Source organism: Stenotrophomonas sp. 109824_Sma, from assembly GCF_056480025.1.
Map to the genome: position 1 here is coordinate 1,083,664 of NZ_CM151078.1, position 16,623 is coordinate 1,100,286.

The following is a 16,623-nucleotide window of genomic DNA, read 5'->3' on the forward strand; positions in this document are numbered from 1 at the left end:
TCCGTTGAATCAGGAGGCTATACTGCCGCCCGGGGAAAGATCCTTCCAGTCGAAGCCGTTATTGGGGAGTAGCCGCTCATGGATATCGCCGAACTGCTGGCGTTTTCCGTAAAGAACAAAGCGTCCGACCTGCACCTGTCCGCAGGCCTGCCGCCGATGATCCGCGTGGACGGCGATGTTCGCCGGATCAACATCCCAGCCCTGGACCACAAGCAGGTCCACGCGCTGGTGTACGACATCATGTCCGACAAGCAGCGCCGCGATTACGAGGAATTCCTCGAAGTGGACTTCTCCTTCGAGATCCCGTCGCTGGCGCGCTTCCGTGTGAACGCGTTCAACCAGAACCGCGGCGCCGGTGCGGTGTTCCGTACCATTCCGTCCGAGGTGCTCACCCTTGAGGACCTGGCCTGCCCGCCGCTGTTCCGCGAAGTGATCCAGCAGCCGCAGGGCCTGATCCTGGTGACCGGCCCGACCGGCTCGGGCAAGTCGACCACGCTGGCGGCGATGATCGACTACATCAACAAGAACGAATACGGCCACATCCTCACCGTCGAGGATCCGATCGAATTCGTGCACACCTCGCAGAAGTGCCTGATCAACCAGCGCGAAGTACACCGCGACACGCATGGCTTCAACGAAGCCCTGCGCTCGGCACTGCGTGAGGACCCGGACATCATCCTGGTCGGCGAACTTCGCGACCTGGAAACCATCCGCCTGGCGCTGACCGCCGCGGAAACCGGCCACCTGGTGTTCGGCACCCTGCACACCAGTTCGGCGGCCAAGACCATCGACCGTATCATCGACGTGTTCCCGGCCGGCGAAAAGCCGATGGTGCGTTCGATGCTGTCCGAGTCGCTGCGTGCGGTGATCTCGCAGGCACTGCTGAAGAAGGTCGGCGGCGGTCGTACCGCTGCGTGGGAAATCATGGTCGGCACCCCGGCCATCCGCAACCTGATCCGCGAGGACAAGGTGGCGCAGATGTACTCGGCCATCCAGACCGGCCAGCAGTACGGCATGATGACCCTGGACCAGCACCTGCAGGACCTGGTCAAGCGCAGCCTGATCACCCGCAACCAGGCCCGCGAGTACGCCAAGGACAAGCGCCTGTTCGAGTAAGGCGGGGCAGCAGCGGGGCGGCGTGCGCCAGTGCGCCGCCGTACCCGCGCCGTTTCCTCCACCGACCGTTTCCTGGTACATGCCCCATTGGGAGCCCGCCGTGAACACCACCGCGACCACCATCGATTTCACTTCGTTCCTCAAGCTGATGGCGCACCAGCGCGCCTCGGACCTGTTCATCACGGCCGGCATGCCGCCGGCGATGAAGGTCAACGGCAAGATCTCGCCGATCACGCAGACCCCGCTCACGCCGCAGCAGAGCCGCGACCTGGTCCTCAACGTGATGACCCCGGCGCAGCGCGAGGAATTCGAGAAGACCCACGAATGCAACTTCGCCATCGGCCTGTCCGGTGTCGGCCGCTTCCGCGTCAGCTGCTTCTACCAGCGCAACCAGGTCGGCATGGTGCTGCGTCGCATCGAGACGCGCATTCCGACCGTGGAAGAACTGAGCCTGCCGCCGATCATCAAGACGCTGGCGATGACCAAGCGCGGCATCATCCTGTTCGTCGGCGCCACCGGTACCGGTAAGTCGACCTCGCTGGCGGCGATGATCGGTTACCGCAACCAGAACTCGACCGGCCACATCATCACCATCGAAGACCCGATCGAATTCGTGCACAAGCACGAGGGCTGCATCATCACCCAGCGCGAGGTCGGCATCGATACCGACAGTTGGGAAGCGGCGCTGAAGAACACCCTGCGCCAGGCGCCGGACGTGATCATGATCGGCGAGGTGCGTACCCGCGAAGGCATGGACCATGCCATCGCGTTCGCCGAAACCGGCCACCTGGTGCTGTGCACCCTGCATGCCAACAACGCCAACCAGGCGATGGACCGCATCGTCAACTTCTTCCCGGAAGACCGCCGCAACCAGCTGCTGATGGACCTGTCGCTGAACCTCAAGGGCGTGGTCGCGCAGCAGCTGGTGCCGTCGCCGGATGGCCGCTCGCGCAAGGTGGCGATGGAGATCCTGCTGGGCACGCCGCTGGTGCAGGACTACATCCGCGACGGCGAGATCCACAAGCTGAAGGAAGTGATGAAGGACTCGGTCCAGCTGGGCATGAAGACCTTCGACCAGAGCCTGTTCGAGCTGTACCAGGCCGGCGAGATCAGCTACGAGGACGCGCTGCGCTACGCCGATTCGCAGAACGAAGTACGCCTGCGCATCAAGCTCAGCCAGGGCGGCGACGCGCGCACCCTGTCGCAGGGGCTGGACGGCGTGGAGATTTCCGAGATCCGGTGACTGGACGGGCGCCTGCGGGCGCCCTCTGCTCCGGGATGACCGCAGCGCCGGATGCACGCCGGCGTGCACCTGCCAGGGAGGCGTGCATGCGTGTGACTGCGAGCGTGATACTGGCCATCGCCGTGCTGCTGCAGGGCGGTTGTGCTCGTACCCCCGAACCGGCTGCCCCGGCCGAGGGCTGCGACGATCCGGAGGCGCATGCCTGGTATCTGCTGCCACCGCCTGCACAGAGGCGTAGCAGGGGCCCGCTTCCCTTCCTCGATTTCACCGGGTTTGCGAGGGCATCCTACAGAGACGCGTTGCGGGATCTCGATGGCTTGCCGGAGCCGTCGTTCCGCTGTGGCAGCGTACCGGTCCAGGCGTATCGCTTCGTCTGGCATACCCCATTCTTCCCGGGCGTGGTAGTACGCGCGCAGCGCAACGCAGCCGGCCAGGCGTGGATCGTCGGGCGCAGTGCACGCGATTTCGAGATTCCCGGATCGTCGCCCGGGCGTCCATCCACCGTCATCAAGGGCGGCACGTGCGCGCCACCGCGCGCGCTGAGTACGCAGGAATGGAAGGCCATCGCCGCCGCGTTTGCGCTTTTGCAGGGCGAAGACTCGAGCGCTGGCCTTGATGGCTCAACGTGGATGTTCGAGTCCGTGGTGGACGGCGAGCAGCGTTGGTTCGCGCGATGGGTGCCGCGGGATCCGGCGTTCCGCAACACTGGCAGGATGATGGTGGAACTGGCGGGGTGCACTGACACCGTGCCGGGCATGGAATGACCCGCGCGCCGCCGATTGATGAATTCCAGTCATGACCGACTGCCATCCAGCCGGTTCAATCCACCGCCAATGCAGGCGTATCGTCAGCGCTCCCCCTCTGGAGCACGACGATGCAGACACGTGAACTCGGCCGCAGTGGCCTGAAGGTTTCCGCCCTGGGCCTGGGCTGCATGGGCCTGACCCACGCCTACGGCCAGCCGGTGGAGCGCAGCCAGGGCATCGCCCTGCTGCAGGCCGCCGTCGAGCGTGGCGTGACCTTCTTCGACACCGCCGAGGTGTATGGCCCGTACACCAACGAAGACCTGCTCGGCGAAGCGTTGGCGCCGTATCGCGACAAGCTGGTGATCGCCACCAAGTTCGGCTTCAAGGACGCGCGCGTCGATACCGGCCTGGACAGCCGCCCGGAGAACATCCGTGCGGTGGCCGAAGCCAGCCTCAAGCGCCTGCGCACCGACCATATCGACCTGTTCTACCAGCACCGCGTGGACCCGAACGTGCCGATCGAAGATGTGGCCGGCACCGTGCGCGACCTGATCGCCGAAGGCAAGGTCGGCCACTTCGGCCTGTCCGAGGCCAGCGCCGCCACCGTGCGCCGTGCGCATGCGGTGCAGCCGGTCGCCGCCGTGCAGAGCGAGTACTCGCTGTGGTGGCGCGAGCCGGAGCGCGAGCTGCTGCCGACCCTGCAGGAACTGGGCATCGGCTTCGTGCCGTTCAGCCCGCTTGGCCGCGGCTTCCTGACCGGCGCGATCAACGCCGACACCACCTTCGACGCTAACGACTTCCGCAACAGCGTGCCGCGTTTCCAGGTGGAAGCACGCCGCGCCAACCAGGCGCTGGTTGATCGCATCGGCACGATTGCTGCGGCGCGTGGCGCGACCCCGGCACAGGTGGCGCTGGCCTGGCTGCTGGCGCAGGCGCCGTGGATCGTGCCGATTCCGGGCACGACCAAGGTCCATCGCCTGGAAGAGAACCTGGGCGCGGCCGACCTGCAGTTGGCACCGGAGGATCTGCAGCGCATCGCGCAGGCACTGGACGAAGTGTCGATCGTCGGCGAGCGCTACAACGCGCAGCGTGCGGCGCAGGCCAAGGGCTGATCACCAGGTGGGTGCGGTGGGTGCGGACCGTTGGTCCGCACTCCTCAACTTCCCATCGGCCCGCGCAGCGCTTCAAGCACCGTGCGCATCGCCACGGTGACGTGGCGGCGCGATGGGTAATACGCGTAGTAGCCATCAAAGTGCGGGCACCAGTCGTCCAGCACCGACTGCAGGCGACCATCGTCCAGCATCGGCTGCACCTGGTCTTCCGGCAGCCAGGCCAGGCCGCTGCCGGCCAGCGCCGCGGCGCGGGTCATACCCATGGTGTTGAAGGTCCACTGGCCGGTCACGCGCACGCTCAGTTCGTTGCCGTCCTGGCCGAAATCCCACGGCATCAGTCCACCATGCGTGGGCAGGCGCAGGGTCACGCAGTTGTGCCCGGCCAGGTCGTCCGGATGCTGCGGCACCACGTGCTGGCGGAAGTAGCTGGGCGCGCCGACCACGCGCATGCGCAGCGGCGGGCTGATCGGCACCGCGACCATGTCGCGGGCCAGCCGCTCGCCGAGGCGGATGCCGATGTCGTAGCGTTCGGCGACGATGTCGGCCAGGCCGTAGTCGGTGGTCAGTTCCACCTTCAGGTCCGGATAGCGCTGCAGCAGCGGCGCCAGCCGCGGCCAGGCCAGGTACTCGGCAGCATGGCCGGTGGCGTTGATGCGGATGGTGCCGGCCGGGCGCTCGCGGTACTCGGCCAGCGCGGCCAGTTCGTCCTCGATCTCGGCCAGGCGTGGGGCGAGGGTTTCGAGCAGGCGGGCGCCAGCTTCGGTGGTGGACACGCTGCGGGTGGTACGGGTCAGCAGGCGCACGCCGAGGCGCTGTTCCAGGCCGCGCATGGCATGGCTGAGCGCTGACTGGGACACGCCGAGCTGGGCGGCGGCCCTGGTGAAGCTGCCTTCGCGGGCAACGTGCACGAAGGCCTGCAGGTCGTTGAGGTTTTCACGGGGCATGACGGGATGATAAGGCTCCCGGATTGAACGGGCCTGTCGATTTCCGGCGCCCCGGTTCGTCGTACCGGTACATCCAACGCAAGGAGCTTCCGCATGAGCACTGACACCAAGCCGAAAGGCCCGGCCTCGTATTTCCCCTCCATCGAGAAGGCCTACGGTCAGCCGGTGGCGCACTGGTTCGGCCTGCTGGCGAAGCAGCCTGGGCTGAGGCACATGGAACTGGTCAGCTTCCTTAAAAGCGAGCATGGGCTGGGCCATGGCCACGCCAACGCGCTGGTGGCGCACCATCTGGCCGAGAAGGGATGAGGCAGGCAACGCTGCGCTGAACGGTCGTGTGGGGCCTGGCCACACGGCATCCAGGGTCAGGCAGACTGGGCGTTCATCCCGAGGCAGGACGCCCATATGCAGGTCACGTTGGACGCGATCACCGTCGACAACTACGAAGCCGTGTGCGACCTCGAGGTCAGTGAGGCGCAGCAGGATTTCGTCGCCGGCAACACCTGGTCGCTGGTGCAGGCCGCATTCCATCCCGGCTACCAGACCCGTGCCATCCAGGCCGATGGCGAGCTGGTCGGGTTCTTCATGTGGGTGCCGGAGACGCCGCAGCGCATCTCGATCTGGCGCTTCATGGTCGACCAGCGCTGGCAGGGGCGAGGCATCGGGCGCCGCGCGCTGGAACTGGCGCTGGCGCAGATCCGGGCCACGCCCGGGCTGGCCGAGATCGAGATCTGCTACAACCCGCGCAATCCGGTGGCCGGCGCCTTCTACGGCAGCTTCGGGTTCGTCGAGACCGGCATGGATGACGATGGCGAGGACATGCTGGCCGTGCTGCCTGTTGCGGGTCTGGAATAATCTGAATGGGCGAGGGTGGCTGAACGATTTCATCTGCAACTGTCATGCAGATCGTGTCTAATACCGCTCCCCACCCGCTGTTCCCCCACCCGCATGTCCCCTCCTTCCCATGGCCCCGCGCCGTGCGACGACGCTGACGGCCACCTGGTCACCGCCGGTCCGCTGACCCCACCGCCCGACAGTGCCGGCACCACCGCCGACGAAAAAGCGCTGCGACACTCGATCGCCGAGGACGTGCAGGGCATGGTGCTGGCCACGATGGTGGCCTCGCTGGGCCTGGCCATCTTCGCCAAGGGTGGGCTGATGATCGGCGGCATGGCCGGCATGGCGTTCCTGCTGCACTACGCGATGGGCTGGAACTTCGGCCTGGTGTTCGTGCTGGTCAACCTGCCGTTCTACTGGGTGGCGCTGCGGCGCATGGGCTGGGAATTCACCCTGAAGACCTTCGCCGCGGTCACCGCCTGTGGCGTGCTGACCGACCTGCTGCCGCGCTGGATCGACTTCTCGCATATCAACCCGCTGTACTCGGCGATCGTGGGCGGCGCGCTGTCCGGCCTGGGCATCCTGTTCTTCATCCGTCACCGCGCCAGCCTCGGCGGCATCGGCATCCTGGCGGTGTACCTGCAGCGCACCCGTGGCTGGAGCGCCGGCAAGGTGCAGATGTCCTACGACGCCTGCCTGATGGTGGCCGCGTTCTTCGTGCTGTCACCGTCGAAGGTGCTGTACTCGGCCATCGGCGCGGTGGTGCTCAGCCTGGTGCTGATGTTCAACCACCGCCCCGGCCGCTACATGGGCGTGTGATCGCGCTTTCCGCGTTCGCCGTGAACGTGTAGATCACCCGCAGCATGCAGTAGAGCCACGCCATGCGTGGCTGGCGCGGACGCCGATCAAGCGCCGGAGGCCTTCAACCACGGCGGCGACAGCGTCAGCAGCCGTGCATGCACCGGGCAGTCCGCGGCGTGCGCACCGGGCAGGTAGCCCAGGCTCATCAGGAATTCGCCGGTGATCTCGCCGCCGGTGAAGCGGAACGTCTTCTTGAACAGCTTGACCCAGTCGGCCTTGCTGCGCGGGTGATGCGCATCCAGCCATGCCGCGAAGCTGCCATGGCTGGCCCGCAGCTGCTGGATCACCTGCGCGTTGTGGATCGCCGCCAACACCTTCAGCCGGTTGCGGATGATGCCTGCGTCCGACAGCAGGCGTTCGATGTCCTGCTCGGCATAGGCCGCCACGCGGTCGACATCGAAACCGTCATAGGCCGTGCGGAAGCCCTCGCGCTTCTTCAGGATCGTTTCCCAGCTCAGCCCGGCCTGGTTGATCTCCAGCACCAGCCGCTCGAACAGCTCGCGCTCGTCACGCTGCGGGAAGCCGTACTCGTTGGCGTGGTAGTAGTCGTGCACCGGATGGCCCGGGGCGATGAGGCAGTAACCGCTCATGGGGAGGACTCGTTGGATTCGGGTTCGGGATCGATGGCCAGCGCAGGGCGCCCGCCGATGGACAGCATCGGCCAGCGCGGCGGTTCGAGAGTGAGCTCGCCATCACGCAGGGCCTGGTTGATGGCTTCGGCCTGGCCGCTGACAGTGCCGAACAGCGAACCGGCCCGGCGCCAGTGGGCATCCCTGCCACGTGCATACAGCACGCAGTCCGGCCCACGGTGGGTGTACAGCTCGCACAGCAGCACTTCGCCGGTGCCATCGCCGTCCAGGTCGCGATGCACGATCAGGCAGTCGCGCTCGCTCTGGGCGCAGGATTCGCCATTGATCGAACGCGTGGCCAGCGCCTGCCACCAATCGTCCGGCGGCGAGCTGGATCCCTTGGCCAGCTTCAGCGCGCGCTGCAGGGCGGCGACGTCCTGCGGACCCTTGTCGAGGCGGTGGCCGTCGTCCCAGCGTGAGATACGTGCCAGTGCTGCAGCGATCACCTGTGGCGCGTTGGCATCGGTGGTGATGGCTGGATCACGCTGCAACTCGCGCAGCGCCTGCACGCCACGGCGCCCAAGATCGAAGCGCAGCACGTTGACGTCGCTACTGGTGATCGCCGGCGGATCCGCACGCAGGCGCGCCAGCTGGCTGGACAGGGTCAGCCGCACCGGATCCAGCAGCGGCGAGTTGCCCAGCAATGCCAGTGCCAGCACCGCCCAGCACATCCAGCGGTTGACCGGCTCCAGCATCTGCAACCAGCGGCTCTGCCGGCGCAGCACCGCCAGCGCATAGCCCACGGCATAGCCGGCCACGGCCAATGCAACGAGTACCGCCCAGAACCGGTCCACGGTCCAGCCGTACTGCGTCACGCGCAGGCCCAATGCATACAGCGCCAGCGCGGCGTACACCGGCAGTGTCAGCAGGCTGGCCTCGACCAGCCTTCGCAGTACCAGAGGGTAGGGTGCACTGTCTTCCCCCTGCTGGTAGACCGCATTGGTGAACGTCACCAGCAGCAGCGACACCACCACCAGCAGGCTGGCGGCGGAACGGGTCTTCCACAGCGGTTCCAGCCCGGTCAGCGGCAGGCTCAGCACGAACAGCACGGCGATGAACGAGAGCAGCGGCAGCAGCCCGCGGCAGATCGCGAACAGCACCTGGCGGGTGATCTGGATCGCGCGGTGCTGGGTGCGCCCGATCAGCACGCCGAACCCGGCCAGGCTGCCGGTGGCCAGCGCGATGAACGCGTCCTGGCGGAACAGGTCGCGGAAGACGGTCACGTCGAGCAACTGGAACAGCGCCGCCCACAGCCACAGCAGCAGCCAGGTCAGCCCGGTGAACAGCGCAGCCAGGGCCAGGGTCAGGCCGTTCTGCCAGGCACGCTCGAACAGCTCCGGATAGCTGGCGCGCCAATGCCCATGCTGCAGCTGGAACTGCCACCAGGGCAAGGCCACGAATACCGCCACGGCAATGCCCAGGGTCAACGGGACCTGCAACGCGCCCGACTCCAGTGCGGTCTCGCCAGTGAGGTTCCAGCCGGTCCAGGCGGCCAGCGCCAGCACCACCGCTGAGCCGAGCACGGCCTGCAGCCACAGTCGGCGCTGGCCCAGCTCGACCAGGCTCAGCGCCGCCGCGCTCGGAATGGCCAGCACCCAGGCGTACCAGCAGTAGCGCCAGCCGATATCGCGGAACGGCCACGCATCGGACAGTTCCTGTGCGGCATACAGCATCAGGCCCTGCAGCAGGGCAAGCAGGACGATGGCGCTGCGTGCCGGCAGGGTCAGGGGCGATGAAGACTGCATCGAAGACCTTCCATGGCAAAGCACCATCCTAGCCCATCGCTGTTCCGCGCCATCGCGCGACCATCCCGCCCCCAGCAGGTAGAATGGGGGCATGCCTGTAACGCCGACCTCCCTTGCCGATCACCTGCTCGTCGCGCTGCCGTCGCTGCTCGACGCGACCTTTGCCCGCAGCGTCGCGCTGATCTGCCAGCACGACGAGAACGGGGCAATGGGCGTGCTGGTCAACCAGCCTTCCGAATACACGCTGGGTGAAGTGCTTGCACAGATGGACATCACCACCGGTGATGGCGACCTGCAGGCGCGCATGGTGCTCAATGGCGGCCCGGTGCATCCCGAGCGCGGCTTCGTCATCCATGACGACGCGCGGGCGTGGGATTCCAGCCTGACCGTGGGAGAAGGCCTGTACCTGACCACCTCGCGCGACATCCTCGAAGCGATGGCGCGCGGCGAAGGCCCGGCCAATGCCGTGGTCACCCTCGGCTGTGCCGGTTGGGGTGCAGGGCAGCTGGAAAGCGAGCTGTCCGAGAACAGCTGGCTGACTGTGCCGGCCGATGCCGAACTGGTGTTCCAGCTGCCGCTGGAGCAGCGCTGGCAGGGTGCGGCCTCGCGCATCGGCGTGGACCTGTTCCGGCTGACCGACTACAGCGGCCATGTCTGAGCCCATCATGCCCGCGCCGGATCCTGCTGCCCCGGCCATCCGCCGTGACGGCACCGTTCTGGGTTTCGATGTCGGCTCGCGGCGTATCGGCGTGGCCATCGGCAGTGCCTTCGCTGCGCATGCGCGCGCGGTGGCCGTGGTCGATGTGCACGGCAACGGCCCGGACTGGACCGCGATCGAACGCCTGCTCAAGGAATGGAAACCCGATGGCCTGGTGGTCGGCGACCCGCTGACCCTGGACGGCCAGGACCAGCCCAACCGCAAGCGCGCGCAGGGCTTCGCCCGCCAGCTGCGGGAACGTTTCAAACTGCCAGTGGTGATGATCGACGAGCGTTCCAGCTCGGTCGAGGCCGCACGCCGCTTCGCTGTCGAGCGCGCCGAAGGGCGCAAGCGCCGCCGTGATGCGGCCGCCCTCGATGCCGTGGCCGCGGCGGTGATCATCGACCGCTGGCTGTCGTCGCCGGACGACGCCACCCCCATTCCCTGACTGCCCGACACCGCCATGACCGCCCAGCAAATCGATGCCTCCGGACGCCTGCGCCACCTGCTGACCCTGGAGGGCCTGCCGCGCGAAACCCTGCTGCAGCTGCTTGATCGGGCGGGGCAGATCCGCGATGCCGCGGTCGGTCGCGTCGGCAACAAGCGCCAGGTGCTGGCCGGTTCGGCGGTGTGCACGCTGTTCTTCGAACCGTCCACGCGCACCCGCAGTTCGTTCCAGTTGGCCGCGCAGCGCCTGGGCGCCGACGTGCTGAACTTCGATGCCTCGACCTCGTCCACGCGCAAGGGCGAAACCGCCTGCGACACGCTGCGCAACCTGGAAGCAATGGGCGTGCGCGGCTTCGTGGTGCGCCACCCGGATGATGGCGCCGTGGCCGCGCTGGCCGACGCCGCGGGTGAGGGCACCGCACTGATCAACGCCGGCGACGGCCGCAGCGCGCACCCGACCCAGGGCCTGCTGGACATGCTGACCCTGCGCCAGGCCAAGGGCCCGGATTTCTCGAAGCTGAAGGTGGTGATCGTCGGCGACGTGAAGCACTCGCGCGTGGCCCGCACCGACCTGCATGCGCTGCGCACGCTGGGTGTGGGCGAGATCCGCGTGTGCGGCCCGCAGTCGCTGCTGCCGGACGACGAGACCCTGAAGGGCTGCGTGGTCGGCGATGACTTCGACGCGATGCTGGAAGGCGTCGACGCGCTGATGATGCTGCGCCTGCAGCGCGAGCGCATGGAAGAAGGCCTGGTGCCGTCGCTGGAGCAGTACCACGCGCAGTACGGACTGACCAACGAACGCCTGGCCCGCGCCGGCAAGGATGCCGCGGTGCTGCACCCGGGTCCGATCAACCGTGGCGTGGAAGTGACGGACGACGTGGCCGACGGCCCGCAGTCGTGGGTGCTGCGCCAGGTCGCCAACGGCGTCGCCGTGCGCATGGCCGTGCTGGAAACCCTGCTGGGCTGATCGCTCTGGTAGGTGTCAACCTTGGTTGACACAGTCACCGCCCGGTTCGTGCGCGCCCTGCTTGGGTAGATGCCAACCTTGGTTGGCACTATCCACCGGAGCTCATGTCATCGGGCAGATCACATGATGCCCCGAGCTCCCATTCGCACCATGCATGGGGATATTGCCCCAACCGCGTCGTCAGCCCGGCCCTGATCGGATTTCCCATCAGGTACATCGCATGCCGGTGCAACGATTCGTCAGAGCGGATCGCATGATCGTGATAGCAGGCCTGCCAGAAGCGCCCGACTCGCCCCAGCAACCGGTTTGCCTGCTGGGCTGTGCGCGACTTGAAACGCTTCATGACGGTTTCCAGTGACCCGGCGCGCAGTTCGACCAGCCAGTGGATGTGGTCGGGCATGACCACGTAGGCAATCGAGCGGGTGAAGCCTTCCTGATCAAGTCGCTGGAACTCCCGTACTACGAGGGCGGCGACATCGTCGCTGGCGAGCAGCGGCGCGCGGCCTGTCACCACCGTTGTGAGGATGTAGCTGAGGCCGACGCTGGAGCGGCGGCCGATCAGGAGCCTGGTGTTCTGCATGGAGCAAGCATGGGCGGGCCTGCTTGCCGTGAACATCGGGGAATGGTCTGGATTCGGGTAGGCCAGTGCCAACCAAGGTTGGCAACTACCAGAGCAGTCAATGCCAACCAAGGTGGGTACCTACCCAAACCAGGCTCCAACCTTGGTGGGCAACCAGCGGACGCTTTGGTCAGCGCTTCTGCGCGAACAGCCACGCCCACATCGCCGGGTCGGCGTAGGTGGCGTCCCAGGCGTTGTGGTTGCCTTCCGGGTACTCGGTGTAGCGCACGTCGCGTGCGTGGGTGCCCTGGAATGCGCTGTGCAGCCTGCGGTCGTCATCCGGCGGCACCACGTCGTCCAGGGCACCGTGGAAGATCCAGATCGGCGTGTGCCGTAGTCGCCTGGCGATCACGGCGTACGGATCGGATTCCTGGGCCACCTGTTCGACGAACAGGGTCGGCCGCTTGGCGCGCGGCGCGAACACGGCACCGCATACCGGCACGATCGCGGCAAAGCGGTGCGGGTCATCCAGCGCAATGTTCCAGCTGCCGTAGCCGCCCATCGACATGCCGGTCAGGTACTGCCGCGCCGGGTCGGCGCCGAACTCGGCAATGGTCGCGTCCAGTGCGGCCTCGGCCATGCGGTTGTTGCGGCCGCTCCATTCCGAATGGCGCGGTGCCTGCGGGAACACCACCAGCGCCGGGAAGTCGGGATGCTCGCGCAGGTAGGGCCCCAGTCCCGAGTACGTCTGCTTGATGCCGTCGCCGCCGCGTTCGCCCGAGCCATGCAGGAACAGGACCACCGGGACGCCGCTGCCGTTGCCGGCGCCTGCCGGCTGTCCCGCCCGCACCCCCGCCGGAATGAAGACCTGGTAGTAGGCGGTCTCGCCGTCCACCTTCACTGCGCGGCCCTCGAAGCGGCCGCGCGCGCTGTCCGGCATCGAGGCACAGCCGGTCATCATCAGGACCGCCAGCAAGGGCAGCCAGCGCGGAATCGAACGGAGCATGGCGTTTCCCGGGGCAGCGAGGTCAGCTGCATCCTAGTCCGCCGCAGGTCAACGCGGCATCATGCGCCGCGTCACTCCGGTCGTGGGAAGCTGGCGATGATGTCCAGCTGCTCCTGCGCCTCGGCATTGCCGTCGGCGGCGGCGGCCTGCACCTGCGCGATGTCCGGGTGCAGCACCACCAGCAGCGGGTTCTCGCATACCGGGCAGTCGTACTCGGTGGCGTCTTCGTCCAGCTCCATCTCCATGGCGCGCGAGCTGCCCTTCCATTCGCAGGCCGGGCAGGTGTGCTGCTGGTCGCGCCAGCCGGGCTGGAAGTAGTTTTCGATCGTTGTTGCCATGGGTGTTCCAGTTGGGATCGGGTCAGAGCCCCGCGTGGCGGGGATCCGACCCTGCAGGGTTCAGTGCAGCAGCACCAGCGTGGCCAGGCCGAGGAAGGTGAAGAAGCCCATCGAGTCGGTCACCGCGGTCAGGAAGATGCCGCTGGCCAGCGCCGGGTCGAAGCCGAAGCGTTTCAGGGTCAGTGGCACCAGCACGCCGGCCAGTGCGGCGAACAGCAGGTTGCAGGTCAGCGCGATGGCGATCACCGCCGACAGCCCGGGCGAGTGGAACCAGGCCAGCACGATCAGCCCCAGCACCGAACCGAGCATCACGCCGTTCAACAAGGCGACCCGCACCTCCTTCCACAGCAGCGTGCGCGCGTTGGACGCGCCCACCTGGCCCAGTGCCAGGCCGCGCACCATCAGCGCCAGCACCTGGGTGCCGGCATTGCCGCCCAGGCCTGCCACGATCGGCATCAGCACGGCCAGCGCCACCAGCTTGTCGATGGTGCCTTCGAAGTGGCCGACCACGCTGGAGGCCAGGAAGGCGGTGCACAGGTTCACCGACAGCCACATCAGGCGCCGGCGCATGGCGCGCCAGACCGGGCTGAACAGATCCTCGTCCTCGTCCAGGCCGGCGGCGCCCAGCGCCTGGTGCTCGGCCTGGCCACGGATGATGTCGACCACGTCATCGATGGTGATGCGGCCGATCAGGATGTTGTTGTCGTCCACCACCGGCGCGGAGATCCAGTCATGGTCGGAGAACTGGCGGGCGACCTCCTGGTCGCTCTCGCCGACATCGATGGCCGGCTGCTCGTCGTCGATCAGGCGGTTGATCGGGGTGGTGTCCTCGTGGGTCACCAGCGCCGCCAGCGACACCCGGCCGAGGTACTGGTGGCGCCGACTGACCACGAACAGGTGGTCGGTGTGGTCCGGCAGTTCGCCGCGCAGGCGCAGGTAACGCAGCACCACATCGACGTTGACGTCGGCGCGCACGGTCACCACGTCCGGGTTCATCAGGCGGCCGGCGCTGTCCTCGGGATAGGACAGCACCTGTTCCAGACGCTCGCGGTTCTCGCGGTCCATCGACTTGAGGACCTCGTCGATGACCGTATCCGGCAGGTCTTCGACCAGGTCGGCCAGGTCGTCGATGTCCAGGTCTTCGACCGCGGCGATGATCTCGTCCGGGTCCATGTCCGCGAGCAGGCTCTCGCGCACGTCTTCGCCGACGTGGACCAGCACCTCGCCGTCATCTTCCGGGTCGACCAGGCCCCACACCACCTCGCGCTTGCCTGGCGGCAGCGATTCCAGCAGGTTGCCGATCTCGGCCGGGGCCAGGGTGTTGACCAGCCGACGTACCGGGCCCAGCCGGCCGCTGTCCAGTGCATCGGACAACATCCGCAGTTGGCGCGCAGTCTTGTCGTGGCGTACAGCTTCAGCCATCGCAGCTCCCGCGGGATAAGAAAAGCCGCGATCCCGGCAAGGATGCGGCAACAGGGGTGTTCAGCGCGTCATTATCGCAAGGGGATGTTTCAACGCATACCCCGACGGGAGGCTGGGGTCAGATCCCTTTTCCACAGGAAAAGGGATCTGACCCCGCGCGTGCATGCCTGGCGAATCAGCAGGGCGCTCAGGGCGTATCCGCCACCAGCGCCAGCCAGCGTTCGATGGCGCGGCGGTCGCGCGCGGCCAGCAACTTCGGGGCACGGGCGCGCAGCGCACCCAGATCGGCTTCGCGGATTGCGCGGCGCACCTCCAGCAACGTACCGGGATGCAGGCTGAACTCGCTCAGGCCCAGCGCCAGCAGCAGCGGGGTCATCCGCGCATCACCGGCCATCTCGCCGCAGACCGCCACCGGGATGCGGTGGCGCGCGCCGGTCTCGATCACCATCTGCAACAGCCGCAGCACCGCCGGGTGCAACGGTGAATACAACTCACCCAGCGCCTCGTTGTTGCGGTCGGCGGCCAGCAGGTACTGCACCAGGTCATTGGTGCCGATCGACAGGAAATCGACCAGGTCGATGAAACTCTCCAGCGCCAGTGCAGCTGCCGGGACTTCGATCATCGCGCCCAGCGGCACGTGCTCGGACACCATGTGGCCTTCGCCGCGCAGCTGTTCGCTCAGCTTGAGCATGCGCCGGCGCACCGCCAGCAGTTCCTCGCGGGTGCTGACCATCGGCACCAGCACGCGCAGCTTGCCGTAGGCCGAGGCGCGCAGGATCGCGCGCAGCTGGGTGTCGGCCACCTTGGGTCGTGCCAGCGACAGGCGCACGCCGCGCAGGCCCAGTGCCGGGTTCTCTTCGTTGCTCAGGGTCAGGCCGGTGCGATCGGCCTTGTCCGCACCCAGGTCGAGCGTGCGGATGGTCACCGGCCGACCGCTCATGCCCAGTGCGGCATCACGGTAGGTCTGGAACTGTTCTTCTTCGTCCGGCAGTTCGTTGCGCTGCAGGAACAGGAATTCGGTGCGGTACAGGCCCAGCCCCTGCGCACCCAGTGCATGCGCCTGGGTGACGTCCTCCAGCGATTCGGCATTGGCCAGCAGGGCGATATCGACCTGGTCGCGGGTACGGCTGGGCTTGCTGCGCAGGCGGCCAAGCTCGCGCTGCTCGCGCGCGTGTTCCTTCAGGCGCGCGCGGTAGTCACGCAGGTTGTCGGCCAGCGGGTTGGCGGTGATGCTGCCGTCGGCACCGTCGATGATCAGCACGTCGCCGTCGGCGATGCGGCTGAGCAGCTGCGGCACGTTGACGATCAGGGGCAGGTGCAGGCTGCGGGCCAGGATCGCGCTGTGCGACAGCGCGCTGCCAGCGGCAGTGACGATGCCGACCACGCCCTGTGCCTGCAGCTGCGCCAGTTCGGACGGGGCGATGTTGTCGCAGACCAGGATCTCGCCGGCCAGGCCCTTCATCACCGGAGGGCGTTCGGGTTGCAGGAAGGCGTGGATACGGCCGATCACATGGTCGAGGTCGTCCATGCGGCTCTTCAGGTAGGCATCGTCCATGCCATCGAAGACCCTGGCCAGGCGGTCGCGCTGCAGGCGCAGCGCATAGCCGGCGCTGTACGGGCCGCTGCGGATCAGTTCGTCCAGCCCGAACAGCAGCTCGGGGTCATCCAGCAGCAGCGCGTGCAGGTCGAGGAACTCGCCCACTTCCTGGTTCAGCGCACCCTGCAGGCGCTGCCGCAGTTCGTGCATTTCCGTACGCGCGGCATCCACCGCCCGGTGCAGGCGAGCCAGTTCGGCCTCGACCTGGCTGGTTGCGACACGTTGTTCAGCGACTTCCAGCGCATGCGGCAAGCGTACGCGGGCCCGGCCCATTGCCGTGCCGCGCGCGGCCCCGTGCCCGGCCAGCAGTTGTACCGGCCGCTGGCCGGAAGGGACCTGGCCGGCGCGTGCGCGTGGCAC

At 67.3% G+C, this 16,623-nt stretch carries 18 protein-coding genes; 10 read left to right on the forward strand and 8 right to left on the reverse strand.

Annotation, left to right across the window (positions count from 1 at the left end; all coding sequences use genetic code 11):
- The first annotated feature begins 78 nt into the window (after positions 1-78).
- The 4 genes from ACZK1G_RS05030 (at position 79) to ACZK1G_RS05045 (ending at position 4,217) form a co-directional block, all read left to right on the forward strand.
- Positions 79-1,116 (forward strand): type IV pilus twitching motility protein PilT, encoded by a 1,038-nt coding sequence (locus ACZK1G_RS05030; RefSeq protein WP_004147099.1) that lies wholly within the window; start codon positions 79-81, stop codon positions 1,114-1,116.
- A gap of 79 nt (positions 1,117-1,195) precedes the next feature.
- Positions 1,196-2,359, forward strand: a complete 1,164-nt coding sequence (locus tag ACZK1G_RS05035; protein WP_049400675.1) for a PilT/PilU family type 4a pilus ATPase — start codon at positions 1,196-1,198, stop codon at positions 2,357-2,359.
- Positions 2,360-2,445: 86 nt separating this feature from the next.
- On the forward strand, positions 2,446-3,123 hold the full coding sequence (locus ACZK1G_RS05040) for a hypothetical protein (protein WP_158297986.1): 678 nt from the start codon (positions 2,446-2,448) through the stop codon (positions 3,121-3,123).
- 110 nt (positions 3,124-3,233) lie between these two features.
- Positions 3,234-4,217, forward strand: coding sequence for an aldo/keto reductase (locus tag ACZK1G_RS05045; protein WP_049443414.1), 984 nt, complete (start codon positions 3,234-3,236; stop codon positions 4,215-4,217).
- Positions 4,218-4,261: 44 nt separating this feature from the next.
- On the opposite strand, the gene ACZK1G_RS05050 is transcribed toward ACZK1G_RS05045, so the two are convergent.
- Complete coding sequence (locus tag ACZK1G_RS05050) at positions 4,262-5,161, reverse strand: LysR family transcriptional regulator (protein WP_101765046.1); 900 nt, start codon at positions 5,159-5,161, stop codon at positions 4,262-4,264.
- A 93-nt stretch (positions 5,162-5,254) separates the two neighbouring features.
- Between ACZK1G_RS05050 and ACZK1G_RS05055 the strand changes: the two genes are divergently transcribed.
- The 3 genes from ACZK1G_RS05055 (at position 5,255) to ACZK1G_RS05065 (ending at position 6,814) form a co-directional block, all read left to right on the forward strand.
- Positions 5,255-5,467, forward strand: a complete 213-nt coding sequence (locus ACZK1G_RS05055) for a DUF4287 domain-containing protein (RefSeq protein ID WP_049443416.1) — start codon at positions 5,255-5,257, stop codon at positions 5,465-5,467.
- Positions 5,468-5,563: 96 nt separating this feature from the next.
- Entirely contained in the window at positions 5,564-6,013 is a 450-nt protein-coding gene (locus tag ACZK1G_RS05060) for a GNAT family N-acetyltransferase (protein WP_049443417.1), read from the forward strand.
- A 93-nt stretch (positions 6,014-6,106) separates the two neighbouring features.
- The gene (locus ACZK1G_RS05065) at positions 6,107-6,814 is read left to right on the forward strand and encodes a YitT family protein (protein ID WP_049443418.1); all 708 of its coding nucleotides are present in this window, start codon (positions 6,107-6,109) and stop codon (positions 6,812-6,814) included.
- A gap of 86 nt (positions 6,815-6,900) precedes the next feature.
- Here ACZK1G_RS05065 and ACZK1G_RS05070 read toward each other — a convergent pair whose 3' ends face one another.
- A complete protein-coding gene (locus tag ACZK1G_RS05070; RefSeq protein WP_049443419.1) occupies positions 6,901-7,446 on the reverse strand; it encodes a DNA-3-methyladenine glycosylase I in 546 nt (181 codons plus the stop codon).
- Positions 7,443-9,230: a DUF4153 domain-containing protein gene (locus ACZK1G_RS05075; protein WP_101765047.1), complete on the reverse strand. Its 1,788-nt coding sequence runs from the start codon at positions 9,228-9,230 to the stop codon at positions 7,443-7,445. Before ACZK1G_RS05075 ends, ACZK1G_RS05070 begins: the two co-directional genes overlap by 4 nt.
- A gap of 91 nt (positions 9,231-9,321) precedes the next feature.
- On the opposite strand from ACZK1G_RS05075, the gene ACZK1G_RS05080 reads away from it, so the two are divergent.
- From ACZK1G_RS05080 to ACZK1G_RS05090, 3 genes are read left to right on the forward strand one after another with little or no spacing between them, the layout of a single operon-like run.
- Positions 9,322-9,888: a YqgE/AlgH family protein gene (locus ACZK1G_RS05080; protein ID WP_014036231.1), complete on the forward strand. Its 567-nt coding sequence runs from the start codon at positions 9,322-9,324 to the stop codon at positions 9,886-9,888.
- Positions 9,881-10,375: a Holliday junction resolvase RuvX gene (ruvX, locus tag ACZK1G_RS05085; protein WP_049443421.1), complete on the forward strand. Its 495-nt coding sequence runs from the start codon at positions 9,881-9,883 to the stop codon at positions 10,373-10,375. The genes ACZK1G_RS05080 and ruvX overlap by 8 nt, the downstream gene beginning before the upstream one ends.
- A gap of 15 nt (positions 10,376-10,390) precedes the next feature.
- A complete protein-coding gene (locus ACZK1G_RS05090) occupies positions 10,391-11,341 on the forward strand; it encodes an aspartate carbamoyltransferase catalytic subunit (RefSeq protein WP_101765048.1) in 951 nt (316 codons plus the stop codon).
- Positions 11,342-11,429: 88 nt separating this feature from the next.
- Here the strand turns inward: ACZK1G_RS05090 and ACZK1G_RS05095 are convergent, their stop codons facing one another.
- The 5 genes from ACZK1G_RS05095 to ptsP all read right to left on the reverse strand — a co-directional run bounded on the left by ACZK1G_RS05095 (position 11,430) and on the right by ptsP (position 16,623).
- A complete protein-coding gene (locus ACZK1G_RS05095) occupies positions 11,430-11,921 on the reverse strand; it encodes an REP-associated tyrosine transposase (RefSeq protein WP_101765049.1) in 492 nt (163 codons plus the stop codon).
- Positions 11,922-12,090: 169 nt separating this feature from the next.
- A complete protein-coding gene (locus tag ACZK1G_RS05100; RefSeq protein ID WP_101765050.1) occupies positions 12,091-12,906 on the reverse strand; it encodes a carboxylesterase family protein in 816 nt (271 codons plus the stop codon).
- Positions 12,907-12,977: 71 nt separating this feature from the next.
- Positions 12,978-13,244 (reverse strand): hypothetical protein, encoded by a 267-nt coding sequence (locus tag ACZK1G_RS05105; protein ID WP_014036236.1) that lies wholly within the window; start codon positions 13,242-13,244, stop codon positions 12,978-12,980.
- 60 nt (positions 13,245-13,304) lie between these two features.
- Positions 13,305-14,666, reverse strand: coding sequence for a magnesium transporter (gene mgtE / locus ACZK1G_RS05110; RefSeq protein WP_008266103.1), 1,362 nt, complete (start codon positions 14,664-14,666; stop codon positions 13,305-13,307).
- 187 nt (positions 14,667-14,853) lie between these two features.
- Entirely contained in the window at positions 14,854-16,623 is a 1,770-nt protein-coding gene (ptsP, locus tag ACZK1G_RS05115; protein WP_101765052.1) for a phosphoenolpyruvate--protein phosphotransferase, read from the reverse strand.